Origin of the sequence: Sporosarcina saromensis, assembly GCF_033253735.1 — a bacterium.
Classification (GTDB): Bacteria; Bacillota; Bacilli; order Bacillales_A; family Planococcaceae; genus Sporosarcina; species Sporosarcina saromensis.
The window spans coordinates 1-25,722 of the sequence record NZ_JAUBDI010000019.1 but is presented as its reverse complement, the minus strand read 5'-3'; the positions used below and the strand labels follow the sequence as shown (position 1 = coordinate 25,722).

Sequence of the window (25,722 nt, the reverse complement as noted above, 5' to 3'; positions counted from 1 at the left end):
TCGCATCCGTTGTTGCTTGTCTCACTCGTCCGCTCATGAACTTAAGTTCTATTCGCGTCTTCGCTCGACTTCGCGCGGGCCTGCACGACGCAGGTCATGCAGGCGTTGGGACAGGACGTCCCGAACTTAGACTGCCTTCCACCTGACAAGCGTTTTCAATCAGGCTGAAGAACTTTCTATGTATAACAAATTTCATTAAAAAAGTGTAGACAAAGTAAAAATCGACTTTGTCTACACTCTGGGGGCAATGCAGTCTTATGACGGGCATTGCTCTTTTCTGTTTAGTTGATGCGATTTAACAAGCGTAAACCGTTTAAGATGACGAGAATTGTACTTCCTTCATGACCGATTACCCCTAACGGTAAGTCGACAACTTGCATGAAGTTGGACATGATTAAAATAGCGATGACGGAAACAGAAAAGAATACGTTTTGTTTTACAACGCGTTGCATTTTTTTAGAAACTTTTACCGCATAAGAGATTTTCGTCAAATCATTTTGCATGAGGATGACATCTGCTGTTTCGAGTGCAACATCTGTCCCTTCCCCCATGGCAATCCCTGATGTAGCTGTTGCTAAAGCAGGCGCATCGTTAATGCCGTCCCCGACCATCCCGACATTACCGTATTCTTTTAGTAGCCCTTTCATCTGTTCGACTTTCATCTCTGGCAGACAGTTTGCGACGTAACGGTCAAGGCCAGCTTCCTTAGCGATGGCATGAGCTGTTTTTTCATTATCTCCTGTCAACATGATTGACTGGATACCTAACTGCCTTAAGTCTTGAATTGCTTGAACTGCTTCAGGTCGGAGTGTATCTTTCAATGCGACAGCCGCAAGAATCCCTTGTGAATCCTTGATGAAAACGACGGTCTTTCCATCTTCATAGAGTTCGTGAATGATACCTTGGTGGAAGTCTTTCGTTTCTTGGGCACCGACAAAACGAGGATTTCCTACTAGGATCTCTTGCTCGTCTACAACCGCACGAATGCCAAAGCCAGGGACATCTTCAATATGTTCAATTCCTCTTGTCGTAAGGCCATGCTCTTGCGCGTAGTTTACAATAGCGAGAGCGAGCGGATGATTGGATTGGGCTTCAATGCTCGCTAGAAGTGATAATGCTTGTGTACGATCTGCTTTGCTTCGTACGAAAAAGTCCGTAACAACAGGCTTCCCGGTTGTAAGTGTCCCTGTTTTGTCAAATGCGATTGCTTGCAATGACCCTAAGTGCTCTAAATGGACACCACCTTTAAACAATATCCCTCTCTTTGCTCCGTTGGAAACAGCTGCCAATGTCGCTGGCATAATCGAAGCAACGAGTGCGCAAGGAGAAGCGACAACTAATAGAACGATTGCTCTGTACAATGTCGTCGTCCAATCCCAACCAAACAGGAAGTGGGGGAGGAACATCATAACAAGGACAGTTAAAATAACAATCTTTACATACGTACCTTCGAATTTCTCGATGAATTGCTGTGATGGCGATTTTTCACTTTGTGCGTTTTGAACGAGTGTAATTATTTTTTGAAATAATGTATCTGAACTTGGTTTTGTCATTTCCATGTGAATGACGCCACTAATGTTCATGGTTCCTGCGAACAACTCATCGTTCTTTTCCTTCGTAACCGGAACAGACTCTCCGTTAATGGCGGACATATCAATGGAAGTCGTTCCTTGGAGAATGATACCGTCCACCGGAATGCGCTCGCCAGGTCGAACAACTATCGCAGCACCGACGGAAAGGGAAGAAGTGGGGACGCTTTTTGTTGATCCATCACCTTGTAGTAGCCAAGCCTCTTCCGGTTGCATGTTCATTAACGCCGAGATTTCTTTATGGCTTTTGTTCAATGTATAGGTTTCTAACGCACCGCTCACTGCGAATATGAAGATTAATATTGCGCCTTCAGCCCAATAACCGATAATTGCTGAACCGATAGCAGCAAAGACCATTAGCATTTCTACGTTCAATTGCTTATCTGCAATTGTTTCTTCAATGCCTTCTTTCGCTTTAGCAAATCCACCGATTAGAAAGGCAATTATATAAAGCGCGATGGATAAAGATTCGTTACCATCTTTGCCGATCAACCAAGCTGAGACTATTAATAGTCCTGAAAGAAGTGCAGCAATCAATTCGATGTGCGCCGTCCAGTGACGAGGCGTTTGTTGCGCTTCTGTTGTTTCTGTTGTCATTTAAACCCCTCCTAATTGAGAATGACTATCGTTTGCAAGTGACGAACTTACATGTATTATCTTTAAAACAATTGATATAATTGGATATAGAGAGTTGTTCGATAATCATTTCTTGTTTATAATTATTATAAATAAGAGTATAGCATACTCCTAATGAAAAATGATAGTGGGTTGTTTGAAAAGTTTTTTGAGCGAAATTGATTTGTGCAAAGAGGAGAGCTGCATGTCTAAAGCATGTTGCTCCACGCGGAAAGAGGGGAGTCGTGTGCCCAAAGCAAGTCGCTCCACACAGTACGAACCTCGCCGCTTACTTCTACAGTCGCAAAAAAGCCCTGCAGTATGTACATGCTGCAGGGCTTTCCAAGCTATTTAGCTAAATACTTTCTCTTTAAATGTTGCGAGTTTTTCTAACGATGATTTGTCTACGTCGGCGTGAAGGCTGTTTCCGTGTGAGTCCATTGTGACGACCGCAGTAAAGTCTTCGACGCGTAAATGCCACATTGCTTCAGGAATGCCGAATTGAAGTAAGTCGACGCCTTCTACTTCTTTGATGCAGTCTGCATAATATTGGGCTGCCCCACCGATTGCGTTTAAGTAGACACCGCCGTGTTCTTGTAAGGCTGCGAGCGTTTTAGGACCCATGCCGCCTTTTCCGATGACTGCGCGAATGCCGAATTTTTTCATAATATCGCCTTGGTAAGGTTCTTCCCGAATGGAAGTGGTAGGTCCGGCTGCTTTGATTTCATACGATCCGTCTTCGTTTTTCAATACGACCGGACCGCAGTGGTAGATGATATGTCCATCTAAGTCGACAGGTGCATCGTTTTCCGTAAGGTGCTTATGAATTGCATCGCGTCCTGTATACATTCTTCCGCTAATTTTGACGACATCTCCAACTTGTAATTCACGGATTTGCTCTTCTGTAATAGGAGCAGTTAGTTCGACGACACGTGATGATTGTGTGTCATTCGTTTCCGTCGTAGCAGCAAAAGCTAGTTTGTCACCCTCATTGTAATGCCATTTTGTCACATCACCTGTCGTTGCATCAATATCGACGGCCATACGGCGGTATGCCCAACAATTATAAGCTACGGAGACATAGAAACTTGCAGGGATACGGTGCATGACGCCGATTTTACAACCTAATAATGTTGCTTCACCGCCGAAGCCCATTGTTCCGATACCGAGTTGGTTTGCAGTATCCAAGATGTAACTTTCCAGTGCTGCAAGATCAGGATGCGGATTCACGTCATCCACTTCGCGGAAAAGTTGTTCTTTTGCTAAATCATAACCAGAAGCGCGATCGCCTCCGATTCCGACGCCGATGAAGCCGGCAGAACAGCCTTGTCCTTGCGCTTGGTAAACGGAGTGGAGAATGCATTTACGAATTCCGTCTAAATCACGTCCAGCCCGGCCAAGTCCTTCGAGTTCAGTTGGTAAGCTGTACTGGATGTTTTTGTTTTCACAGCCGCCACCTTTTAAGATGAGCTTCACTTCAATATAATCTTTTTCCCATTGCTCGAATTTCACAACAGGGAGACCGAGGCCTAAATTTGTCCCGCTATTTTCGCCAGTAAGCGAATCAACTGCATTTGGACGCAATTTACCGTCCTTCGTCGCTTGTACCATAGCACGCGTAATGGCGTCTTTTATCTCCAACTGGTTAACGCCGATTGGTGTTTTGATTTTGAAAGTTGGTAAACCCGTATCTTGGCAAATCGGTGATAGTTTGTCGTCAGCCATGTTGATGTTGTTCGCGATTGTATCAAGACTCATTGCTGCCCGTGTACCGGCATTCTCTTTTTCCCTTGCAGCCTTTACAGCTCTACGGACATCTTTCGGTAAATTCGTAGATGTATCGCAAATGAGATCATACATACTTTTTTCGAGTTGCTCTATGTACATTCTTATTTCCCCCTAAGGAATCATTGGTCTGTTTTTAGTTTATTCATTTGTTGTTCCAATTCGTCAATTAAACTGATGAGCTGATCAATCTCTTGTAAATCAGTGTTTTCTGGCTCAATCGCTTCAAGCTTTTCCAAAAATAAATGAAGACGGTTTTTTAACTCATCTACTTGTCCACTTTGTCTTTGTTCCAACACATACACCTCTTTTCATCATTGTAATCGTATATGAAATGGCAATAGAATTCAATGTAACGCGAATCAGTTTAACTATATAGAAAATTCTACTTAACAAAATGTTTACAATACATAATCAAAGTGGTATACTACTAATAATCTAATTCGTAAAGGAGGCTGTAGAGTAGAGACGAATCGAATCCGATGTCAAAGGAGGGGATCCGTTACCGTTTGACGGCTACTGCCGATAGACGCCTACGAATTTTATGCAAATTGAAAGTGAGAGTTCTATTCATACGTAAGGCCCAGCCATCATCTTTTACAGATATGGACCGGGCCTTTTTTAGTTTACAAATTCATAGGTCTTGACGACTTCGATACAGTTTTTAACGGATTGATACATTGAACAGTTGTTGTCTGTTACTTGCATAATCTTATCCATCTTCTCATTCGTCATCTCGATGCCTTCAATCAGGAAATGCAAATGGACTCTTTCAACCCGACTCGCTTCTTCCTCATTGCGATATACATCTTTAACTTCAATCGTAATGGAAGTCGCAGGCATTCTTTTGCGTTCAAGTACTTTCCGCATGACGCCTCCCGTACAAACGGCAATTGAAGAAATGAGTAGTTGATACGGCCTGAAGCCAAACTCCTCATTGCCGGAGATTTGTAACGTACCGAAAGATGTTTCTGTTTGGAATCCGTTCTCTGTCATTTCAAATTTCATGTTTTTAACCTCCTCATTCTTCTATTATAAAAGGACGGTTCTGAAATAAGGAGATTTTTGCTTCATATAGTAACTAGCGCAAAATCGAATCGACATTTTCGTATTCCATGACAAGATCATCCAATGTACGGAACTCGTAACCGGCTTTTTTTGCATCGCGAATAAAATCCGGTAATGCTTCCGCGTTATCAGGTGATACTGTATGCATTAAGATGACAGCACCTGGGTGCAGTTGCTTCATCAGTTCATTATATGCATAATCGCGTCCACGAGGTTTATCGGCATGCCAATCAATGAAAGCGACAGACCAGAAAATGTGTCGATACCCTAATTCATTTCCTTTCGCCAATAATGCATCATTGAAAATGCCTTCAGGTGGCCGTGCGTAAATGGTCCGTTCTACACCTGCTGTTTTCAACAACAACTCGTCAAATTTTTTCCATTCTTTCTCCATGCCGTCTTCTGTCAAGTTTGCCATATTCGGATGATCATATGAGTGGTTGCCGATGTCGTGACCTTCCTCGACCATCCGTTTGACAAGCGGTGCAGCGCTCTTTAAATAATGACCCGTAAGGAAGAAAGTTGCAGGTGCATCTTCCTTTTTCAGTGTATCTAAAATGGATTCTGTATAACCGTTTTCGTAGCCATTGTCGAACGTCAAATAGGCAATTTTTTCATCTGGTTTTCCTTTATAGATTGCACCGTGTCTGTCGAGCAACGATTCCAATGCAGCTCCAGCATTAGGAGGAACGCCATTTGCAGATTTTTTGAAACCCCAATGGAATTCTTCGGCACTTGCAGCGAATGGATTGAACAAGATGCCGACAATAATGATGAATGCAGCCATGAGAATACCAGGTCCATGTTCTTCCACCATGATTACACAACTCCTTTTTCCGTAGGATGTGCGCAACGATGGAAAGTATACCTTATTTAAGCAAATCGTTCAGTGCGTCCGCTAAAACAGGAAAATCAAAATCGAACCCTGCTGTTACAATCTTTTCAGACGAAACATATTGGCCTTCCAGCACTAGTGCACTCTTTTGACCAAGCGCGCTCTTCATAAGAAAGGCAGGAGCAGGTAACCAATGTGGCCGATGAAGAACATTGCCGATTGTCTTGCCGAAATCATTCATGCGCAATGGGAAAGGTGCGGTAATATTAAATACGCCTTGGGCACTTGCATGCTCTAACAAAAAAACAGCTGCGTTCGCTACATCTTGGACATGCACCCATGAAACCCATTGTCGACCGGAACCGACTTTTCCACCGACGAATAGCTTATAGGGCATACTCATGAGCGGTAGTGCGCCTTCATCTTTTCCGAGAACGACGCCAAACCGCATGATTGCTGTTCGTATACCTTGCGCTTGCAATGTAGCTGCTTTTTGCTCCCAGTCATGGACGGTCTTACCAAGAAAGTCATCAGCGACGTCGCGCGATGCTTCACTGTAGATAGTCGTTTCAGAAGCTGGATATATGCCGATTGCACTTGCATTTAAAAAGATAGTAGGTTTACTTTGCAATGCCGAAATAATGCGGATCAGTTCGTCCGTCGCAACCATCCGACTGTCGTAGATTTGCTGTTGGTGGTCTGGAGTCCAGCGCCCATCGTTAATGGATACGCCTGCTAAGTTTATGAATGCATCTGCTGAAAGAATCTCTTCTTCGGGTTTGGATCCGTCCGTTAACCATTGCACATATTCGATGTTTTTTTCGTTCGGTCGTTTAGAACGAGTCAGAATCACAATGTCATGACCTTTCTCCTTTAGTAACGATGTGATTTTTTGTCCAATGAAACCTGTACCGCCTGCAATGACAACTTTCAACTTGAACACCTCCGTTAGTCTTGTAACCTCGCAAGCTGACCTTCCGGAATAGAACATGTATACTGATAGGAAAGGGAGGTCGAGCCGGTTTGCCTATACTTACGAAAATAACACAACAAAAACGTGATAGCGAACGTTATAATCTATTCATAGATGAAAAATATGCGTTCAGTGTCCATGAATCCATCTTAGTAAAGTTTGGTCTCACAAAAGGGATGCAGTTGGATGATTGGGCAATGGACGAAATTACATATGAAGATGAAATCGAAAAGGCGTTTAACAAAGCGTTGCATTTCCTATCCTTTAGAATGCGGACAGAATTCGAAGTGAAGAAAAAATTGCTGGATCTTGAATTTGGCGAAGCGGTCATCCTAGAAGCGATTGTGAAGTTAAGAAGACTAGGCTTTCTTGATGATGCAGCATTCTCTGAAGCATTTGTGCGAACGCAAAAAAATGCATCGAGTAAAGGACCGAAGGCGATTAAGCAAGAGTTGCACAAAAAGGGAGTCACGAAGGAGCTACAAGAAGAAGTGCTTCAAGCGTATCCGGAAGAGGAGCAATTTTCGATTGCACAAAAGCTTGCTAAAAAAGCAGCAACGTCTAACCGGACGATTCCCCCAGCACAATTGAAACAGAAAATCCAAAATGCTTTAGCGCGAAAAGGTTTTTCATTTGGTCTTATTAGTGATGTGTTGGAGTCCATTGACTTTGAACGTGAAGAAGATGAATGGGATGCTATTTGTACGTCAGTTGGTGAAAAGGCTTGGCGACGTTATGCAGCAAAGTATTCAGGTTATGATTTAAGGAATCGAGTGAAGCAATCGATGTATCAAAAGGGCATCCCCCTTGAGAAAATTGAGCGATTCATTGAAATGAAGGAGAATGAGGAAAATGGAAACTGAAAAGAAATATAGTGAAATGAATGAGCACGAATTACGGTCAGAAATCGGACGCCTGATGGAGAAAGCGCGCAAAGCGGAACAGATGGGAATGATCAATGAATTTGCCGTTTACCAACGTAAAGCGTTAATGGCGAAGTCGTACATGATCGACCCTGCAACAATCGTTCCGGGTGAAATTTACCGAATTGACGGCGATGAGGGTGTGTTTTTCCATGTCGATTATCTAAAAGGGCGTTTTGCTTGGGGGTATCGTCTCGGTGGTGAGCGGGCAACGGAAGCCTTGCCGATTGCGATGCTCGAATCTGTGAAAAGTGGTAAGTGATAAGAGCTTGTCCCTTACTCGACCGGGGACAAGCTCTTGGTTATTAAGAGTTCGGGATGAAATTTAACTTCTTCCGTAATTTATCTTCGGAGAAAATCCATCCTGTATAGGAGTTGACAACTTCCATGTCTTCATTAATATGGGCGACTGCTACAAAAGGGTAATAATCTTTGCTTCGGTAGCGGAGGTCAATTAGTCGAACTTCATATAAGTCGTTAACATGAGCGACTGACCATCGATAAATCGGTGAAAAAGAAACGAACGCCTCGATGTTTTTATCTTGCATGGCTGCATCGATGTAAGGGGACTTCGGCATTTTTTCCCGTTCAAATCGATCGTAGATATTGACGGACCGTCCATATGCGCGTCCAACAAAATGACAATCCTTATTTGTCGCGGCCACTCTCCATTGAAAGAAGTTCATGGTAGGTGCAATGAAAATGTGGTCGGCATCTGGCACCGTATTCATAACTGCTTTCTTCACGGCTGCTTTAACAGCAAAGCGGAGTAGGTAGTAAACGAATACGACGCAATATAATACGATGAATGTTGGAACAGGTTCTGTACCGAATAGCCAGAAGGCAAGGGCGATGACATGTAATGCAAAGATAATGGGATCGAATGTATTAATGACCCCAATCGCTACCCATTTATTCGAAAAAGGTCGTAACGCTTGTGTGCCATACGCATTAAAGATATCAACGAAGACGTGCAAGAACACAGCTAGAAATGTCCATGCCCAGACGTGGAAAAAGGCTGAAGCAGGGAACATGAACGATAGTAAAATTGACAGAACGAGTGGCCATAATAGAACCGCGGGTATTGAATGCGTAATGCCTCGATGATTACGTATATAGACTGCGTTATTTCTCAATTTAAGGACAGTATCGACGTCTGGTATTAAAGAGCCGGATACAACGCCGATAAACACGGCAGTCATCGTTACAGAATCTGTGGCAACGACTGGGTCCGCCATTGCGAGTCCGCATATCGCGCCGCCCATGACAATATGTGTGCCTGTATCCAAGTGATCACTCCTTGTGTGAATATGCATCGGTTCTTTCATTAGTATATACCCTTTTATCGTTGAACAAAAAACATTCAGTTTTTACAATTTCATTTCATTAACGAAAAGCATATGCAGTGCGGAGGTCTTCATGCAATTAATTGAACAAAAAAGAGAATTTCAATCAGCATTGATCCAATGGTATTTGAGGGAAAAGCGCGATTTACCGTGGAGACGAACGACAAATCCTTATTATATTTGGGTGTCCGAAGTGATGTTACAGCAGACCCGTGTCGATACCGTCATTCCGTATTATGAACGTTTCATCAAAAAGTTTCCCACGCTTGCTCATTTGGCGGAAGCGGATGAAGCAGACGTATTGAAAATGTGGGAAGGTCTTGGCTATTATTCGCGTGTAAGGAATTTGCAAGCGGGTGTGAAGGAAGTCGTAACGCAGTACAATAGTCAAATTCCAAAAACCCGTAAAGAAATTTCACAGTTAAAAGGTGTTGGACCATACACGGCTGGTGCTGTGTTAAGTATTGCTTATGGAATACCAGAGCATGCGGTGGATGGAAATGTCATGCGTGTCATGTCGCGTTTACTGCTCATTGATGAAGATATTGCTATCCCGCGGAATAAAAAGATTTTTGAAGAAGTTGTCATGCACCTAATTGATAAAGAAGATCCATCTTCATTTAACCAGGCAGTTATGGAGTTAGGTGCAACGATTTGTACGCCAAATCCGAAATGCCTGCTTTGTCCGGTCCGTGAATTTTGTGGTGCTTTCCATGAGGGACGGCAGCAGGAGCTACCGATAAAATCTAAAAAAGTGAAAATGAAAACCATACCCGTCCTGATGGTGGTCATTCGAAACTTAGATGGCAAATGGTTGTTAAGACAAAGACCTGCGACAGGTTTGTTGGCGAATATGTGGGAATTTCCGTTGGTTGAAAATTATCCATCCCAAGCAATTGAACAGCTCATGCAGCAACAATACAAAATGCAAGTCGAGCAGCCTACGCCGTTACTGCATTTTAAGCATATCTTTTCCCATTTGACGTGGGACATAACGAGTCATCTCGTTGTCACTGATGATGTTGCACCTGAAGGATTCCAGTTTTTTTCGACAGAAGAAGTCGAAGCACTACCGAAAGCAGTTCCTGTCATTAAAATATGGCAAGCAGTTAACGAAAAAGAAAAAAATTCCTAAGGATAATAAATCGGCCGTTGGACATCATATTGGTTACGGAGGTGAATATCCATTGACAAAGAAAAATCGTAACCAAAACCAAACACAAAACCAAGGTCAGTTTAACCAACAAAACATGCAAGAAGAGTTTGGGATGGAAACAGATGTGAATCATGTAAAGCAACAAAACATGAAAGCAGAGCAAAACAAGCGTAACGCTTCTGGTGCTCGTGCGAACAGTTACGAAGATCAGTCGAAGTAATGGATAATTATCACCGGCCGGCAGCTTAAAACGCTGCCGGTTTTTTGATTGGTTATACATAATTTGGGGTAACATTATGTAAGGATTGACAGGAAGGGCTTTCGTTTTCTATTTGTTTGTTCGGTTGGTATACTATAGAAATAGTAATGGGGTCGAACATAAAGGTGGTTTTCGAAAATGACAATACCTAAAGAAGGGGAAACGATACAAGTACACAGTTATAAGCATGATGGGAACATCCATAGGGTTTGGCAGGAAACGACGGTTTTAAAGGGCACGCGTAATATTGTCATTGGTGCGAATGAACGCACGCTTGTCACCGAAGCAGACGGGCGGACGTGGCTGACGAGAGAGCCTTCCATCTGTTATTTCCATGCTGAACATTGGTTCAACATCATTTGTATGCTGCGGGAAGACGGCGTATATTATTACGTCAATATGAGTTCACCGTTTGTCTATGACCATCATTCATTGAAGTATATCGATTATGATTTGGATGTAAAAGTGTTTCCGGATATGAGTTATTTAATACTGGATGAAGATGAGTATGCTGAGCATAAGCGGAAGATGAATTATCCAGAAGTGATCGATCAGATTTTACGTCGCAACCTCGATAAGTTACTGTTGTGGATTAAACAACGGAAAGGTCCGTTTGCGCCTGACTTCATTGAAGTATGGACATCGCGTTATCAGTTTTATAAACAAGTGAAGAAAAGCAACCAATAACAGCCTGTCTGCATAAACGCAGGGAGGCTTTTATTCATTGGATGAGCTGTAGGAGGATGTACATGGGTGACAGTATGAAAAGGTATATGAAGTTTGTAAAGCCATATAACTGGCTAATCGTGTTAACGGTTCTTATAGGTGTCGTCAAATTTGCAATCCCGTTATTTATTCCCTACCTTATAAAAATTGTCATTGACGATATCATTAATGGACCGGACTTATCGGATGTGGAAAAGACGCGTCAATTATTTTATTGGTTAGGCGGGACGGCGTTATTGTTTTTCATCATTCGACCGCCCGTTGAATATTACCGCCAATATTTTGCGCAATATGTAAGCAATAAAATCCTTTTTGACATTCGGGAAAACTTGTTTCATCATCTGCAAAGGCTTGGTCTACGCTATTATTCCAATACACGAGCGGGTGAAGTCATCTCGCGCGTCATTAATGATGTGGAGCAGACGAAGAACTTTGTTGTGATCGGTTTAATGAATGTTTGGTTAGACGTAGCGACTATTCTGATTGCTATAGCGATTATGCTATCGATGGATGTCCCGCTAACACTTGTGACGTTGCTGGCGTTTCCGTTTTACGCGTATAGTGTGAAGCATTTCTTTGGGAAATTGCGCGATTTGACGAGAAAACGATCGCAAGCTCTTGCGAATGTGCAAAGTTACTTACACGAGCGGATTTCTGGCATTAGCGTCATTAAAAGCTTTGCATTGGAAGACAAAGAACAACGGCGATTTGACGAAACGAATGGTGAATTCCTGGACAAGGCAATAGACCATACACGTTGGAATGCGAAAGCGTTTGCCGTCGTGAATACAATTACAGATGTCGCGCCTTTACTTGTCATCGCCTATGCAGGGTATCAAGTAATTAATGGTGATTTGTCTGTTGGGGTAATGGTTGCGTTCATTGCTTATATTGATCGTCTCTATAATCCGCTCCGACGATTGGTGAATGCGTCTACAACACTTACACAGTCTTTTGCGTCGATGGATCGGGTATTTGAATTAATGGAAGAACCGTATGATATTCGAGATAAAACAGGGGCAAATAAATTGCCGGAGATCAGTGGAGAAATTTCGTTTGATAATGTGAGCTTTACGTATGAAGAAAAAGATGAGCATGTGTTGAAAAACGTTTCATTCAATGTCAAGCCAGGAGAAACGGTTGCGCTTGTCGGGATGAGTGGTGGTGGCAAGTCGACGATCGTCAGCCTCATTCCCCGTTTTTACGATGTCACATCAGGCGCGATCCGAATTGACGGGCATGATGTTCGCGATGTGCAACTGAAAACGTTGCGCGATCAGATTGGGCTAGTGCTACAAGATAGCATCTTATTTAGTGATTCCGTTAAAAGCAATATACGAATGGGCAATCCGGATGCGACGGAAGAAGACGTGATTGCTGCAGCTAAAGCGGCGAACGCGCATGACTTTATCGAATCATTGCCGGACGGGTATGATACAAAAGTTGGCGAACGAGGTGTGAAATTATCGGGAGGTCAAAAACAACGTATCGCCATTGCACGCGTATTTTTAAAAAATCCACCTTTGCTCATTTTGGATGAAGCGACGTCTGCACTGGATTTAGAAAGTGAAGCACTTATTCAAGATTCACTCGAACGACTTGCCAGTGATCGGACGACATTCATCGTTGCCCATCGTCTGTCAACCATTACCCATGCGGATAAGATTCTCGTCATTGATCATGGTACGCTAAAGGAAATGGGCACACATCAATCGTTAATGGAGAAGAAAGGCATTTACTACGATTTGTATCAGGTGCAAGGGATTTGAAGATATAGTGAGCGGCATGTGCTAATCGCTGCCGTTCATGAGAAATAGTAGAACCGTATGAAACCGCGAGTATTTGGTTTTATACGGTTTTTTATTGATGGAAAGGGATTTGTAAACGGTGGTTGTAAAAGAATGAGAAATCAACATACGTACTCGGAGGGATGTATATGCCTCGCTGTTTTTGGTCGTAGCTGGAAAACTAGTATTGAATTTTATTGAATTGAAAGTATAATAGGTATAATCAGATGTTTCCGTTAAATATGCCATAGAAAAAGGTGATGCTTAATGAGTGGACCGAATCGTGTGTTAGAGGTGAACGATTTACAAACGACATTTTTTACAGATTCAGGAGAGATTCCAGCAGTGGATCACATCCATTTTCATCTGCAAGACGGAGAGATTTTAGGAATTGTAGGTGAGTCGGGATGTGGAAAAAGTGTCACGTCATTATCTGTCATGGGGCTCGTTCCCTCGCCTCCTGGAAAAATTGTCGGTGGTGAAGTTTTGTATAAAAATCGCGATTTGACCCTTTTGTCTGAGAAAGAGATGCGACAAATACGAGGCAATGAGATCGCGATGATTTTTCAAGAACCGATGACATCTTTAAATCCACTGTTTACAATCGGTAACCAAATGATTGAAGCCATTCGGATACATGAAAAGAGCTGGTCCAAAAAGCAAACCAAAGCGCGGGCAATTGAAATGCTGAAACTAGTCGGTTTACCAAGAGCGGAAGAGTTATTAAGTGATTATCCCCATCAATTATCAGGTGGCATGCGACAACGCGTTATGATTGCAATGGCATTGGTGTGCGATCCGAAAATACTAATTGCGGATGAACCGACTACTGCGCTTGATGTAACAATCCAAGCGCAGATCTTAAAGCTAATGAAGTCTTTGAATGAACGACTTGGGACTGCCATCTTGTTAATCACACATGACTTAGGCGTTGTAGCAGATGTATGTGAGCGGGTTATCGTCATGTATGCAGGGCAAGTCATTGAAGAAGCACCGACGAAACAATTGTTTGAAGATCCTCAACATCCATATACAAAAGGACTTATCCAGTCTGTACCGGATATGCGGTTTAAAAAAGAACGACTCTATTCGATTCCAGGGAATGTCCCTAAACCAGGTTCGATTACGAAAGGATGCCGGTTTGCAGCTCGATGTGCGTTTGCATTCGAACGTTGTCAAGTAGAGGATCCTGAACTGATTCAAACTTCCGAACAGCATCAAACACGTTGTTTTTTATATGCAACAGAGGGGGTGGAGCGAGTTGGAGACAACGCCTTTGTTGAACGTTAAAAACTTAAAGAAACACTTTCCTGTTAAGAAAGGGATGTTCGGCAAGACAGTTGGTTATGTGAAAGCGGTCGATGATATCACATTTCATGTAAATGAAGGGGAAACACTTGGAATTGTTGGAGAGAGTGGCTGTGGAAAGTCGACAACTGGCCGTGTACTCATGCGGCTATTGGAACCAACGAGTGGCGTAATAGAATTTAACGGGAAGACACTTACATCGCTAAGTGACGAAGAGATGAGAAAAGTACGTCGGGATATTCAGATGGTGTTTCAAGATCCGTATGCCTCGTTGAATCCACGGCATACAATTGGAAAGATCTTAGAGGAACCGTTACTTGTTCATACTGATTTGGATACGAAGGAAAGAAAGCAGAAGGTCCATCGTTTTTTGGAAATCGTCGGTTTGCATCCATTTCATGCAAAACGTTATCCTCATCAATTTAGTGGAGGACAGCGACAGCGTATTGGGATTGCACGGGCTCTTATGACGAATCCAAAGTTAATTATTGCAGATGAGCCCGTATCCGCCTTAGATGTGTCGATTCAAGCGCAAGTACTGAATCTTATGCAAGATCTTCAAAAAGAATTTAACCTTACGTACATCTTCATTGCGCATGATTTAGGTGTCGTCCGGCATATTAGTGATCGTGTAGGTGTTATGTATTTAGGGAGAATCGTGGAACTCGCGACGAGTGAAAGTCTGTATGAAAAACCGCTGCACCCCTATACTCAAGCGTTATTATCAGCTGTGCCGATACCTGATCCGAACTATTCAAAAGAACAACTCATCATAGAAGGAGATATCCCGAATCCGGCGGAACCACCAACTGGATGTGCATTCCACACACGTTGTCCATATAAGATGGAGATTTGCACAAAGGTAGCTCCACAGCTCCAAGAACAACTCGATGGTCATTCTGTCGCTTGCCATCTTTATGAGCAGCAAGTCGACAATGATATAAAACAATTGGAGGGGTCTCTATGAGGAAAACGAGAATGTGGTCTGTTGCGTTCGTATTATTACTAGTACTGTCTACTGTACTTGTTGCTTGTAACGAAGGCGGATCGCAAAGTAGCGGAAGTCAAGAGGATACATTAGTGTTTGGCCGTGGTGGGGATTCAACTTCCCTGGATCCGTCGCGTGTAACTGAAGGAGAAACCTTTAAGGTGACGGTCAATATTTTTGAAACGTTATTGAACTTTGGAGAAGACGATACAACAATCCAGCCAGGTTTGGCGAAAGAATGGAAGACAGATGATGGATTGACGTATACATTCACATTGGAAGAAGGCGTGAAATTTCATGACGGCACAGATTTCAATGCAGATGCCGTTGTGAAAAACTTTGAACGATGGGCGAATGGAGATGCGGATAAATTCCCATATTATAATTCCATGTTTGGTGGTTTTAAAGGGGATGAAGGTCATGTCATCGAGTCGGTGACGGCCGATGGAGATTATAAGGTCGTCATCACGTTGAAGAGACCGCAAGCACCATTTTTGAAAAACATTGCAATGAGTATGTTTGCCATTGCAAGTCCAGATGCGTTTGAAAAGGGTGACGATCAATTCGAAAGAAATCCAGTTGGAACAGGGCCATTTAAATTTGTTGAGTGGAGACCGAACGAAACGATTACAATTGAGAAATTTGATGGGTATTGGCAAGAAGGTTTACCGAAGTTAAATAAAGTCATTTTCAAATCAATTCCTGATAACTCGACACGTCTTAATGCATTAATGACAGGTGAAATTGATCTTGCGGACGGCATTAACCCGGCAGATGGTGAGAAGATTGAACAAAATGAAGAACTGCAATTGATTGAAAGACCGTCCATGAATGTCGGTTATCTAGGGTTAACAGTTACGCGACCACCGTTTGATAAGAAGGAAGTACGCCAAGCGATGAACTATGCAATTGATAAAGAAACAATTATTAATTCATTCTTCGAGGGGCGTGCAAACATCGCGAAAAACCCGATGCCACCTTCTATTTCGGGTTATAACGAAGACATAGAACCGTACGAATACAATCCAGAAAAGGCGAAAGAATTACTTGCGCAAGCAGGTTATCCAGACGGGTTTGAAATGGAACTTTGGGCAATGCCAGTTCCACGCCCGTATATGCCAGATGGCGCTAAAGTTGCTGAAGTCATTCAAAGTAACTTGGCGGATATTGGTGTGAAAGCAAAAATTGTTTCTTACGAATGGCCAACGTATCTTGATAAGGCGAGTAAAGGAGAAGCGGATGCTTTCATGCTAGGTTGGACTGGGGATAACGGAGATGCTGATAACTTCCTCTATGTCCTTCTTGATGAAGACAATATCGGCAGCAATAACTACACGTACTTTAAAAATACGGATATGCATGATTTGCTCATTGAAGCGCAAACAGAAGTAGATGAAAACAAGCGGATTGAACTTTATAAGAGTGCACAAGAAATTATCCATGAAGAAGCACCGTGGGTTCCAATTGCTCACTCTACACCTTTGCTAGCAGCAGCTAAAGGATTGAAAGGGTTCAAACCACACCCGACAGGATCAGACATCTTATCAAAGGTAGAGCTGACGAAGTAAGATTTTATAAAAGTACAAGGGGAGGTCATTGATTTCCCCTTGTTTTAAATAATTCCTATTGGCAAGAAACACGAGCAGGCATCGAATAAACGAGACTCTGTGAGGTGAAAAGCATGCTGAGTTACATAGGAAGAAGGTTGTTGCAACTCATACCCGTATTGCTTGGTATGGTATTTATCGTATTTATGATGATCCGTGCAATTCCTGGAAATCCTGCACAAGTAATATTAGGCCAACAAGCGACACCTGAGGCGGTTGCGGCTATGAATGCAAAACTAGGATTGGACCAGCCTTGGTATATTCAATTCTTCAAATATCTGGGTGGTATTTTGCAGGGGGATCTTGGCGAGTCGATGCGAACGCGTTTGCCCGTAGCCGATGAAATATGGCCCCATCTTGCGGCAACGATTGAACTCGCTTTTTTTGCAATGCTTATTGCTATTATTGTTGGTATTAATGCTGGAGTCATTTCAGCTTGGTTCCAAAATTCTTGGTTCGATTACATTGCAATGGTGTTAGCGCTTGTCGGTGTTTCCATGCCAATTTTTTGGCTTGGGTTACTTGGTCAATGGGCGTTTGCAATTGAGTTTAGTTGGCTTCCGACGACCGGTCGCGAACAAGTGCGCGATCCAGTCAATGCAATCACTCATCTGTATATTGTGGATACAATCATTCAAGGACGGTTCGACCAGTTGTTACAAGTCCTTCGTCACCTCATCTTACCAGGGATGGCGTTAGCGACAATCCCGATGGCAATCATTGCGAGAATGACACGTTCAAGCATGTTGGAAGTGATGCGTTCCGATTATATTCGAACGGCAAGAGCGAAAGGGCAGAAAATGTTTTGGGTTGTTTACAAACATGCGTTTAAAAATGCATTGATCCCTGTGTTGACAATTATCGGATTGCAAACAGGGTTGTTACTCGGTGGAGCGATTTTGACGGAAACAATTTTTGCATGGCCTGGTATCGGTCGTTATATATACGATGCAATCAATTTTAGGGACTATCCTGTCATACAATCTGGCATATTAGTAGTCGCTTTCATTTTTGTCATGATTAATCTAATCGTCGATCTCCTTTATAGTTTGATTGATTCGAGGATTAAATATGATTAAAGAAAGGGGACGGTAAACATGTCAGAGTTTATGCCTAAAGTAGATGGGATTGCAAATGCTGAATTAGAAAAAACAGTAGGACCTTGGGGAGAAGCATGGCGTAACTTCAGAAAAAGTAAAACGGCAGTTATTGGAATGGTCATTATACTCTTTTTTATAGCTCTAGCTCTATTCGGGCCGATTTTTGCCAAAGAAGGTATCAATGAGCAAATGGCAGCTGACCGTCTACAACCCCCTTCAGCAGAATATTGGCTCGGCACAGACGATTTTGGAAGAGATATTTTGTCGCGTATTATCCATGGAGCGCGAATTTCTATGTCAGTAGGCTTTTTGTCGGTCATTCTTTCGGTCATTGTCGGTAGCTTTTTAGGAATCATTGCGGGGTATTACGGTCGGTGGATTGATACGATTATTTCGAGGATATTTGATATTATGCTTGCATTTCCATCCATCCTTCTTGCCATTGCCATCGTTTCGGTGTTAGGACCTGGCTTGGAAAATGCCTTGATTGCTATCGCGATTATTAATATACCGAACTTTGGACGGTTGATTCGCTCGAAAGTATTAAGTATTAAGGAAGATGAATACATTATGGCCGCCAAAGGGATAGGTATGAAGGATGCAAGAATCCTGTTTTCGCATATCCTTCCGAACTCGATGGCCCCTGTCATTGTACAAGGGACACTTGCGGTTGCAACAGCTATTTTGGAAGCGGCAGCATTAGGGTTTTTAGGGTTGGGTGCACAAGCCCCTCAACCTGAATGGGGAAAAATGTTGGCAGATTCCAAATCCTATTTGCAATCCGCCCCATGGACAATGATCTTCCCTGGACTTTCAATTATGCTGACCGTTTTAGGCTTCAACCTGATGGGTGATGGTTTGCGAGATGCATTGGATCCCAAAATGAAAAATTAATGTCATTGGACAGCAAATTTATAAGAAAAACCGCGTGAAGCCCATACTCATTGGACTTCACGCGGTTTTTCAGTTGAATGCGTTCGATTCATTAATAAATCTCATCCTGCAATTCCGTACTCACTTCGTGTCCGTGACGACGTTGGCTTGAAATAATGAGCCGGTCTAAATGCTCCAGCTGCTCTTCGTAGTTCAATATGGAAGAAAGGACATGGAGCAAGTGATAGGCGGAAAATTCCTCTTCCTCTTTCGTAATCGCGATTTCCTTTGCGAAAATGTCCATCACTTCTTGTCGTTGAATGAATTCTCCACTCATCTTGTCAATCATTTTATCCGACTTCAGTTTTCCAACGAACTTCAGATGGATTTGCTCGTGATAAGTAAGTAAAGCATCAAGGCGTTCTTGTATCATCATTCTGAAATGCTCTGGTAAACTGCTCAGTTCATTTTCAAATTTATGGAGTCGGGATAGCACTTCATGACTGCTTTTGGAAGTTGCAATCATTTGTCTGTAAATGACCAGTTTCCTCGCTTTTGCCACCGTGTTTTTCTTAAAGTAACTACGCTCTTCTTTGAATAATGAGTACAACAGGTCGACTTGTGTCAAACGCTCACTCAATTTATCTAAAGATTTCTTTGTGGCAATATGTTCAGATGCCTGTCTGCCAGCTAACCGAATCCACCTGATGATTTCATCTTGTGCTTGGTGGATGGCCTGGAACAATTTTGTTTCATATTTAGGTGGCACAAATAGCAAGTTGACGATGAAGGCTGAAAGGACACCTATCACAATGGTTACTAACCGAAGCAGGGCGAAGGAGAGGAATTCATCTCCTTTAATTTCCATAATGGCAATCATAGTTACAAGTGCCAGAGAAATCGACTTTTCTAACCCTAACTTCAACATTATCAAAATGATAATAACAGCTGCTAGACCGACAGTTACAATTTGATGGCCGAACACTAACACGAATGTGACAGCTGTGATGGCACCGATCAGATTCCCTTGAATTTGTTCAATAATTGTTAAATACGAACGATATAAGGTTGGTTGGATTGCAAAGATGGCGGCAATGCCAGCAAACACGGCATTTGGTAACTGCAGCATTTCTGCTACAAACAATGCGACAACAATCGCTATACCCGTTTTAAAGATGCGGGCACCAAGTTTCATAGGATTTTCCTTTCCACAAACGGTTTTTCAATATACACAAACATGCTTTTTCCGCTACTGTACCGTATCTCGGCGAGCTGGTCAACTGTTCAAGAGCTGTGCAAGTTCTTGAAATGAACGGTCGACTGCCTCTAATGTATGAATGACGTCTTCCTCTTTATGCGCAATTGTTAAGAACCACGCTTCGTATTTGGAAGGGGCAAGGTTTATGCCTTTCTCTAACATCAACTTGAAGAACTTCCCGAAAATCTCTCCATCGCTCTCCTCGGCTTGCTCATAGTTCTCAACTTTGCAGTCCGTGAAGTAGAGTGTAAGGGCTCCGCCAAGTCGATTGACAGTCATCGTAATGCCGTTTTTCTTCGCAGATTCTAAAATGCCTTCTTCTAGCATGGCGCCAAGACGGTCCATCTCTTCATAGATACCCGGTTGTTGCAACACTTCTAAACAAGCGATTCCAGAAAGCATCGATGCAGGATTTCCTGCCATTGTTCCAGCTTGGTATGCCGGTCCTAATGGCGCGACAGTTTCCATAATTTCTTTTCTGCCACCGTAAGCGCCAATTGGAAGTCCACCGCCGATGATTTTGCCAAACGCTGTTAAGTCAGGTGTTGTTCCGAGAAGCGTTTGAGCTGCTCCATAATGGAAACGGAATGCCGTGATGACTTCATCGTAAATGATGAGTGCACCCTTCTCTTTCGCAAGGTCATGCACAAGTGGTAAAAAGCCTTCGTTCGGTTCAACGATTCCAAAGTTCCCCACAATCGGTTCGACTAATATACAAGCTAATTCGTCACCCCATTTGTCCATCGCTTCTTTATAGGCTGCTGGATCATTGAATGGAATCGTGATCACTTCTTGTGCAATGGATGCAGGAACGCCTGCAGAATCAGGTGTCCCTAACGTAGCAGGGCCTGAACCGGCTGCGACAAGCACTAAATCGGAATGTCCGTGGTAGCAACCTGCAAATTTCATGATTTTCGTTCTTCCTGTATATGCTCGAGCTACGCGGATTGTCGTCATGACTGCTTCTGTTCCTGAATTAACGAAACGGACTTTATCCATGGATGGGATTGCTTCTTTCAACATCTTCGCAAACTTCACTTCATGAGCAGTAGGTGTACCATACAAAACGCCTGTAGTTGCCGCTTTTGTAATTGCTTCTGCAATATGGGGATGTGCATGGCCTGTAATGATGGGTCCATATGCACCGAGGTAGTCGATATATTTATTCCCATCGACATCCCAAAAATAAGCACCTTCTGCACGTTCCATTACAGTTGGAGCTCCGCCACCGACGGCTTTATATCCACGTGAAGGGCTATTGACGCCTCCTACGATATGTTCACATGCTTCTTTGTAGATTTCTTCTGACTTTGTTCTAATCATTTTAATTCCTCCGTTCAAATGAGTACCGTCTCTATTCTAAACAAAAAAGTGCTCGTACGCCAAAGAAATTGAAACTCCCACCGTAGTTCGGTAAGATGAAGGAAACGATTGTGGGAGGAAACTGCATGGAGAAACTAGAAGGATTACACGCACCTCAATTTTCATTGCCAAATGAAAAAGGGGAAACCGTTTCATTAAGCGATTACCAAGGGAAGAAATACGTCATTCTTTATTTCTATCCGAAAGATGCAACGCCGGGTTGTACGACACAAGCTTGTGATTTTAGAGATGCTTTTCAAAACTTTACCGAATTAAATGCGGTCATTTTAGGTGTCAGTCCAGACAATGAGAAGTCCCATCAACGGTTCATTGAAAAACAAGGATTGCCATTCTCGTTACTCGTCGATGAAGACCATGAAGTAGCTGAAGCCTATGGTGTTTGGAAGATGAAGAAAATGTTTGGCAAGGAGTACATGGGAATTGAGCGATCAACATTCTTAATTGATCCGACAGGGACGGTTGTGAAAGAATGGCGTAAAGTGAAAGTGGATGGGCATATTCAAGATGCTTTGGCGACGTTGGAACAATTGACAAAAGGGTAATGGGGGAATGGCATATGAACGTTTTATTCACATTTAAGATTAAGGATCATCAATTAGAAGCTTTGACAAATGATTTTCCTGACATTCAATTTTCCTTTACGAAAGATTTGGCAAATGAACCGATTGCCCAGTATGAAGTCATTGTTACATATGGAGAGGACATTACATCTGAAGTGCTTGACAGAGCGACAGCACTTAAGTGGCTAATGGTTGCATCGGCAGGTGTGGAAAAAATGCCGCTTGCTGAAATTGCTGAGCGCGGAATTGTGATGAGTAACGTTCGTGGGATTCATAAAACACCGATGGCGGAATCCGTATTAGCGCACATATTATCAGAAGGTCGTGCATTGCCCGTGCTACATGCACAACAAAAACGGAAAGAGTGGAACATGAAAGTCCGACAAACGGAATTGCGTAGTTCTACCGCACTGATTTTAGGACCAGGAGCAATCGGTTCTGAGATCGGAAGGTTGTTGCAAGCGTTCGGCGTAGAAACAATCGGTTGTAACCGCTCGGGGGCAAGTGCTGATTTCATGGATAAGACGGTTCAATTCAATGAGCTGTTGAGCGTCCTTCCGCATGCAGACTTTGTAATTTCAGTCTTGCCAAGCACGAGCGCAACGAGAGGTTTATTGAATGAAAGTCATTTCGCTGCAATGAAAAACACGGCAATGTTCATGAATTTCGGTCGTGGTGACCTTGTTAAAGAGTCCATACTAGTAGATGCATTGTCAAATGGTGAAATTCGCCACGCAGTGTTGGATGTATTTGAACAAGAACCGTTGCCAGCAGAAAGTAAGCTGTGGGCATTAGACAATGTCACGATTTCACCACATGTATCCAGTCACTCTGGTAAATATGTAGAGCGGGCATTGGAGTTCTTCACCCGGAACTTAGTAAAATGGCAACAAGGAGATAGGGAATTACTCAACATCATTGAACCAAAAAGAGGCTACTAGTACGAGAGAGTGCGACTGCTCATCAGCTTCTTGATTGACAACTACGCCACTTCTTCAGTAAACTAATTATAATGATTATAAAGAAGTAATCCTTATGGAATGGAGTGTTGGCGATGTCTGAGGTCTATCTTAAAGACGCGCTTGTCACATTAAAGGAAAGCGGAGTACGTATTACACCGCAAAGACATGCAATTTTAGAGTACCTGATTTCTTCTGAAATGCATCCAACCGCTGATGAAATATATAGAGCACTCGAGAATGATTTTCCGAACATGAGTGTTGCCACTGTCTACAATAATTTACGTGTTTTCCGCAATGCGGGATTAGTAAAAGAGCTCACATACGGAGATGCCTCAAGCCGATTCGATTTTGTCACCCACGATCACTACCATATCATTTGTGATGGATGCGGCAAAATCGTTGACTTTCATCACCCGGGGCTTGAAGAAGTGGAACATTTGGCTTCTCATGTGACAGGATTCCAAGTCAACTCGCATCGACTCGAAGTATATGGAACGTGTCCTGAATGTGCATCAAGTGCTATGGAAGTAAAATAAGAAAACCGGTTCCGCATTTAATCGGGAACCGGTTTTTTCTTATTTCTTATCTGTTTGCTCGTTTTGACGATTAGGTCGGTTGTATGATTCATCAAATTCTTTGCCTTCTAAAGATGGATCTAGTGTAAGCGGCTCTCTACAATGACCGCACATATCGACTCTGCCTAGCATCTTTGTCGCTTTCCCGCAATTTGGGCATACGATTTGAACGGCTTTTGTCGATAAAGTCCCAATCCATGCATAAACGACGGTGCTCCCTAAAATAGCAAGTAGTCCAAGAACCATAAAAATCAGCATAATGATTTCGTTGCTTCGGAAGAATATGCCGAGATACATAATGACAACGCCGATGAAAATAAGGGATAGCGCAAAAGAACGGATGCGGTTAATTTTATTTTTATAAGGTTTCACGAATAATCCTCCTTCGTAAATAGTGATGGTCGTAGGTACGATTGCCTTCCACAGTGCGAAAAGGACCGTGTATAGGCTCCTCAACTAATATAGCATAAAAAAACAAGTCACATCCTATTTTTGAAATATACCTAGAAGGATTTTCATGAAAGACCGTCGAAAAGAATACTATGGAGGTGTTTACTATGGAACAAGTGCTTAGACCGATCTATCAGGAACGTGCAAGTTCTCCTGAAACGCTTGGCGTTATTCTCGTAGAAAAGAGAGGCGCGGGCGATCCGATTACTGATACGTTCGATGAAATTATGTTAATCATTACATCTAATGAAGAAACACCTATATATACGAAGCATTATACAGATGGTACAGGAAAAGCTGCGATGCACGTCATCAGTGAAAAGCAGTTGAGAAGATGGTTGCTTTTAGGGACAAGAAGAAAAGTCGTAGATTGGTTGTTTTACGGAAAGATTTTCTTTGATCGCAATGAATTTGTAGAAGGTCTCAAAAAAGAGTTGAAAGAGTATCCTTTCTATGGCCGTAAAATTAAAATGGGACTTGAACTTTCTCGTTTAGTGCGTGTCTATATGGAAGGAAAGATGTTTTTTGAGCAACAAAATTACATGGATGCTTATCAACATGCCATTCAATCATTGCATCACCTTGCGCGGTTAACGGTTATTGAGAAAGGTTTTTCTCCAGAGGTGACTGTCTGGTCCCAAGTGAAGCGAATTGATCCTGCGATTTATAAATTATATGAAGAGTTGATCATGAGCGACGAACCGATTCAAAAAAGACTGGAACTATTATTCCTAGCAAGTGAGTTCTTCATCCATAACCGAACGTTGGATGGTGCTAGGCATATTATGGACGTCATGTCTGAAATGGATAGATGGACCATTCAGCAGCTACACGAACATGAGGAACTACAAATGTATTCCACTAATCTCGAAGTGCTAATTGAGTTTCTAATTGATAAGGGATTTATTCAAATCGTGCAAAGTGATTCTAAAAACGAGTATGTGTTTCACCGAGAATATACGGTGAAGTAGTGATTGTATAGGGGGTTAGGCGATTTATTCGCCTTTTTTTTATTTTTGGTGTTGACTTCTAAATGAACTCCATGCTACTATAGTAAACGTCGCTTGGGAAGTTACTTACTTAGCAAGTGGGCGAAAAAGTTTTTTAGAAAAGTTGTTGACATCGAATGATGCGACATGCTATTATATAAAAGTTGCTTCTGAACGAAGTGACCAAACATGAACCTTGAAAACTGAACAGCAAAACGTCAACAAATAAAGTTCTGAAGCCGACTTGTCGGTGGACGAACAACTCGAATCTTCGGATTCAAAATTGACATCTTAAATGATGCCAGCAAAGAAACTAGAGCTTATTCAAGTTTCTCTTGTGTTTTCTATTATAGAAGACATTTTGGCGGTCGAGACGTAGTGCAGTGCTAGGAAGCGAAGGAGAGAAGGAAGGAGCGTACTTTAGTACGTGACTGACGGATCGACTGAAGCTGACAACGCAATGCGCTGCGTATCGACTAGCCAAATTTATGGAGAGTTTGATCCTGGCTCAGGACGAACGCTGGCGGCGTGCCTAATACATGCAAGTCGAGCGGATTGAAGGGAGCTTGCTCCCTGATATTAGCGGCGGACGGGTGAGTAACACGTG

Annotated in this window: 25 protein-coding genes and 1 rRNA gene; 16 read left to right on the top strand and 10 right to left on the bottom strand. The window is 42.6% G+C overall.

Annotation, left to right across the window (positions count from 1 at the left end; translation table 11 throughout):
• Nucleotides 1-281: 281 nt before the first annotated feature.
• From QT711_RS15600 to QT711_RS15575, 6 genes are all read right to left on the bottom strand, one after another.
• Nucleotides 282-2,186: a heavy metal translocating P-type ATPase gene (locus QT711_RS15600; protein ID WP_317945772.1), complete on the bottom strand. Its 1,905-nt coding sequence runs from the start codon at nucleotides 2,184-2,186 to the stop codon at nucleotides 282-284.
• A 369-nt stretch (nucleotides 2,187-2,555) separates the two neighbouring features.
• Complete coding sequence (locus QT711_RS15595) at nucleotides 2,556-4,091, bottom strand: fumarate hydratase (protein WP_317945770.1); 1,536 nt, start codon at nucleotides 4,089-4,091, stop codon at nucleotides 2,556-2,558.
• Nucleotides 4,092-4,111: 20 nt separating this feature from the next.
• Nucleotides 4,112-4,285 (bottom strand): SE1561 family protein, encoded by a 174-nt coding sequence (locus QT711_RS15590; protein WP_317945769.1) that lies wholly within the window; start codon nucleotides 4,283-4,285, stop codon nucleotides 4,112-4,114.
• A gap of 325 nt (nucleotides 4,286-4,610) precedes the next feature.
• Nucleotides 4,611-4,997, bottom strand: coding sequence for an OsmC family protein (locus QT711_RS15585; RefSeq protein WP_317945767.1), 387 nt, complete (start codon nucleotides 4,995-4,997; stop codon nucleotides 4,611-4,613).
• 73 nt (nucleotides 4,998-5,070) lie between these two features.
• Nucleotides 5,071-5,874: a polysaccharide deacetylase family protein gene (locus QT711_RS15580; RefSeq protein ID WP_317945765.1), complete on the bottom strand. Its 804-nt coding sequence runs from the start codon at nucleotides 5,872-5,874 to the stop codon at nucleotides 5,071-5,073.
• Nucleotides 5,875-5,926: 52 nt separating this feature from the next.
• The gene (locus tag QT711_RS15575; protein WP_317945763.1) at nucleotides 5,927-6,826 is read right to left on the bottom strand and encodes a TIGR01777 family oxidoreductase; all 900 of its coding nucleotides are present in this window, start codon (nucleotides 6,824-6,826) and stop codon (nucleotides 5,927-5,929) included.
• Nucleotides 6,827-6,915: 89 nt separating this feature from the next.
• On the opposite strand from QT711_RS15575, the gene recX reads away from it, so the two are divergent.
• Complete coding sequence (gene recX / locus QT711_RS15570) at nucleotides 6,916-7,728, top strand: recombination regulator RecX (protein WP_317945762.1); 813 nt, start codon at nucleotides 6,916-6,918, stop codon at nucleotides 7,726-7,728.
• Entirely contained in the window at nucleotides 7,718-8,050 is a 333-nt protein-coding gene (locus QT711_RS15565) for a YfhH family protein (RefSeq protein ID WP_317945760.1), read from the top strand. Before recX ends, QT711_RS15565 begins: the two co-directional genes overlap by 11 nt.
• 43 nt (nucleotides 8,051-8,093) lie before the next feature.
• On the opposite strand, the gene QT711_RS15560 is transcribed toward QT711_RS15565, so the two are convergent.
• On the bottom strand, nucleotides 8,094-9,077 hold the full coding sequence (locus QT711_RS15560; RefSeq protein WP_317945844.1) for a metal-dependent hydrolase: 984 nt from the start codon (nucleotides 9,075-9,077) through the stop codon (nucleotides 8,094-8,096).
• 130 nt (nucleotides 9,078-9,207) lie between these two features.
• Between QT711_RS15560 and mutY the strand changes: the two genes are divergently transcribed.
• From mutY to nikC, 9 genes are all read left to right on the top strand, one after another.
• The gene (gene mutY / locus QT711_RS15555; RefSeq protein ID WP_317945758.1) at nucleotides 9,208-10,269 is read left to right on the top strand and encodes an A/G-specific adenine glycosylase; all 1,062 of its coding nucleotides are present in this window, start codon (nucleotides 9,208-9,210) and stop codon (nucleotides 10,267-10,269) included.
• A 52-nt stretch (nucleotides 10,270-10,321) separates the two neighbouring features.
• Nucleotides 10,322-10,510 (top strand): gamma-type small acid-soluble spore protein, encoded by a 189-nt coding sequence (locus QT711_RS15550; RefSeq protein WP_317945756.1) that lies wholly within the window; start codon nucleotides 10,322-10,324, stop codon nucleotides 10,508-10,510.
• A 177-nt stretch (nucleotides 10,511-10,687) separates the two neighbouring features.
• Nucleotides 10,688-11,236, top strand: a complete 549-nt coding sequence (ntdP, locus tag QT711_RS15545; protein ID WP_317945755.1) for a nucleoside tri-diphosphate phosphatase — start codon at nucleotides 10,688-10,690, stop codon at nucleotides 11,234-11,236.
• A gap of 62 nt (nucleotides 11,237-11,298) precedes the next feature.
• Entirely contained in the window at nucleotides 11,299-13,044 is a 1,746-nt protein-coding gene (locus tag QT711_RS15540; RefSeq protein WP_317945753.1) for an ABC transporter ATP-binding protein, read from the top strand.
• 285 nt (nucleotides 13,045-13,329) lie between these two features.
• Nucleotides 13,330-14,352 carry an ABC transporter ATP-binding protein gene (locus QT711_RS15535; RefSeq protein WP_317945751.1) on the top strand — a complete coding sequence of 341 codons (1,023 nt, stop codon included), beginning with the start codon at nucleotides 13,330-13,332 and terminating at the stop codon, nucleotides 14,350-14,352.
• Complete coding sequence (locus QT711_RS15530) at nucleotides 14,300-15,337, top strand: ABC transporter ATP-binding protein (protein WP_317945749.1); 1,038 nt, start codon at nucleotides 14,300-14,302, stop codon at nucleotides 15,335-15,337. The genes QT711_RS15535 and QT711_RS15530 overlap by 53 nt, the downstream gene beginning before the upstream one ends.
• Nucleotides 15,334-16,926, top strand: a complete 1,593-nt coding sequence (locus tag QT711_RS15525) for an ABC transporter substrate-binding protein (protein WP_317945748.1) — start codon at nucleotides 15,334-15,336, stop codon at nucleotides 16,924-16,926. The genes QT711_RS15530 and QT711_RS15525 overlap by 4 nt, the downstream gene beginning before the upstream one ends.
• 113 nt (nucleotides 16,927-17,039) lie before the next feature.
• Nucleotides 17,040-18,044, top strand: coding sequence for an ABC transporter permease (locus tag QT711_RS15520; protein WP_317945747.1), 1,005 nt, complete (start codon nucleotides 17,040-17,042; stop codon nucleotides 18,042-18,044).
• Between the two features lie 18 nt (nucleotides 18,045-18,062).
• A complete protein-coding gene (nikC, locus tag QT711_RS15515; protein ID WP_317945745.1) occupies nucleotides 18,063-18,959 on the top strand; it encodes a nickel transporter permease in 897 nt (298 codons plus the stop codon).
• 91 nt (nucleotides 18,960-19,050) lie between these two features.
• Here nikC and QT711_RS15510 read toward each other — a convergent pair whose 3' ends face one another.
• Together QT711_RS15510 and QT711_RS15505 are read right to left on the bottom strand one after the other, a co-directional pair.
• A complete protein-coding gene (locus QT711_RS15510; protein WP_317945744.1) occupies nucleotides 19,051-20,133 on the bottom strand; it encodes an FUSC family protein in 1,083 nt (360 codons plus the stop codon).
• 81 nt (nucleotides 20,134-20,214) lie between these two features.
• Entirely contained in the window at nucleotides 20,215-21,519 is a 1,305-nt protein-coding gene (locus QT711_RS15505) for a glutamate-1-semialdehyde 2,1-aminomutase (RefSeq protein ID WP_317945742.1), read from the bottom strand.
• Between the two features lie 125 nt (nucleotides 21,520-21,644).
• Between QT711_RS15505 and bcp the strand changes: the two genes are divergently transcribed.
• The 3 genes from bcp to perR all read left to right on the top strand — a co-directional run bounded on the left by bcp (nucleotide 21,645) and on the right by perR (nucleotide 23,637).
• Nucleotides 21,645-22,121: a thioredoxin-dependent thiol peroxidase gene (gene bcp, locus QT711_RS15500; RefSeq protein ID WP_317945740.1), complete on the top strand. Its 477-nt coding sequence runs from the start codon at nucleotides 21,645-21,647 to the stop codon at nucleotides 22,119-22,121.
• A 14-nt stretch (nucleotides 22,122-22,135) separates the two neighbouring features.
• A complete protein-coding gene (locus QT711_RS15495; protein ID WP_317945738.1) occupies nucleotides 22,136-23,080 on the top strand; it encodes a D-2-hydroxyacid dehydrogenase in 945 nt (314 codons plus the stop codon).
• Between the two features lie 113 nt (nucleotides 23,081-23,193).
• Nucleotides 23,194-23,637 carry a peroxide-responsive transcriptional repressor PerR gene (gene perR, locus QT711_RS15490; RefSeq protein WP_317945736.1) on the top strand — a complete coding sequence of 148 codons (444 nt, stop codon included), beginning with the start codon at nucleotides 23,194-23,196 and terminating at the stop codon, nucleotides 23,635-23,637.
• Nucleotides 23,638-23,676: 39 nt separating this feature from the next.
• Here the strand turns inward: perR and QT711_RS15485 are convergent, their stop codons facing one another.
• The gene (locus QT711_RS15485; protein ID WP_317945734.1) at nucleotides 23,677-24,048 is read right to left on the bottom strand and encodes a YgzB family protein; all 372 of its coding nucleotides are present in this window, start codon (nucleotides 24,046-24,048) and stop codon (nucleotides 23,677-23,679) included.
• 185 nt (nucleotides 24,049-24,233) lie between these two features.
• On the opposite strand from QT711_RS15485, the gene QT711_RS15480 reads away from it, so the two are divergent.
• Together QT711_RS15480 and QT711_RS15475 are read left to right on the top strand one after the other, a co-directional pair.
• On the top strand, nucleotides 24,234-25,097 hold the full coding sequence (locus QT711_RS15480; RefSeq protein ID WP_317945732.1) for a nucleotidyltransferase-like protein: 864 nt from the start codon (nucleotides 24,234-24,236) through the stop codon (nucleotides 25,095-25,097).
• A 503-nt stretch (nucleotides 25,098-25,600) separates the two neighbouring features.
• A 16S ribosomal RNA gene (locus QT711_RS15475) occupies nucleotides 25,601-25,722 on the top strand; the annotation flags it as partial.

Coding starts and splice junctions, on each gene's coding strand:
- perR (WP_317945736.1), top strand. CDS start 23,194: ATGTCTGAGGTCTATCTTAAAGACGCGCTTGTCACATTAAAGGAAAGC.
- mutY (WP_317945758.1), top strand. CDS start 9,208: ATGCAATTAATTGAACAAAAAAGAGAATTTCAATCAGCATTGATCCAA.
- nikC (WP_317945745.1), top strand. CDS start 18,063: ATGTCAGAGTTTATGCCTAAAGTAGATGGGATTGCAAATGCTGAATTA.
- QT711_RS15565 (WP_317945760.1), top strand. CDS start 7,718: ATGGAAACTGAAAAGAAATATAGTGAAATGAATGAGCACGAATTACGG.
- QT711_RS15540 (WP_317945753.1), top strand. CDS start 11,299: ATGGGTGACAGTATGAAAAGGTATATGAAGTTTGTAAAGCCATATAAC.
- QT711_RS15595 (WP_317945770.1), bottom strand. CDS start 4,091: ATGTACATAGAGCAACTCGAAAAAAGTATGTATGATCTCATTTGCGAT.
- QT711_RS15535 (WP_317945751.1), top strand. CDS start 13,330: ATGAGTGGACCGAATCGTGTGTTAGAGGTGAACGATTTACAAACGACA.
- ntdP (WP_317945755.1), top strand. CDS start 10,688: ATGACAATACCTAAAGAAGGGGAAACGATACAAGTACACAGTTATAAG.
- QT711_RS15585 (WP_317945767.1), bottom strand. CDS start 4,997: ATGAAATTTGAAATGACAGAGAACGGATTCCAAACAGAAACATCTTTC.
- QT711_RS15530 (WP_317945749.1), top strand. CDS start 14,300: ATGCAACAGAGGGGGTGGAGCGAGTTGGAGACAACGCCTTTGTTGAAC.
- QT711_RS15505 (WP_317945742.1), bottom strand. CDS start 21,519: ATGATTAGAACAAAGTCAGAAGAAATCTACAAAGAAGCATGTGAACAT.
- QT711_RS15480 (WP_317945732.1), top strand. CDS start 24,234: ATGGAACAAGTGCTTAGACCGATCTATCAGGAACGTGCAAGTTCTCCT.
- QT711_RS15600 (WP_317945772.1), bottom strand. CDS start 2,186: ATGACAACAGAAACAACAGAAGCGCAACAAACGCCTCGTCACTGGACG.
- QT711_RS15495 (WP_317945738.1), top strand. CDS start 22,136: ATGAACGTTTTATTCACATTTAAGATTAAGGATCATCAATTAGAAGCT.
- QT711_RS15510 (WP_317945744.1), bottom strand. CDS start 20,133: ATGAAACTTGGTGCCCGCATCTTTAAAACGGGTATAGCGATTGTTGTC.
- QT711_RS15580 (WP_317945765.1), bottom strand. CDS start 5,874: ATGGTGGAAGAACATGGACCTGGTATTCTCATGGCTGCATTCATCATT.
- QT711_RS15520 (WP_317945747.1), top strand. CDS start 17,040: ATGCTGAGTTACATAGGAAGAAGGTTGTTGCAACTCATACCCGTATTG.
- QT711_RS15525 (WP_317945748.1), top strand. CDS start 15,334: ATGAGGAAAACGAGAATGTGGTCTGTTGCGTTCGTATTATTACTAGTA.
- bcp (WP_317945740.1), top strand. CDS start 21,645: ATGGAGAAACTAGAAGGATTACACGCACCTCAATTTTCATTGCCAAAT.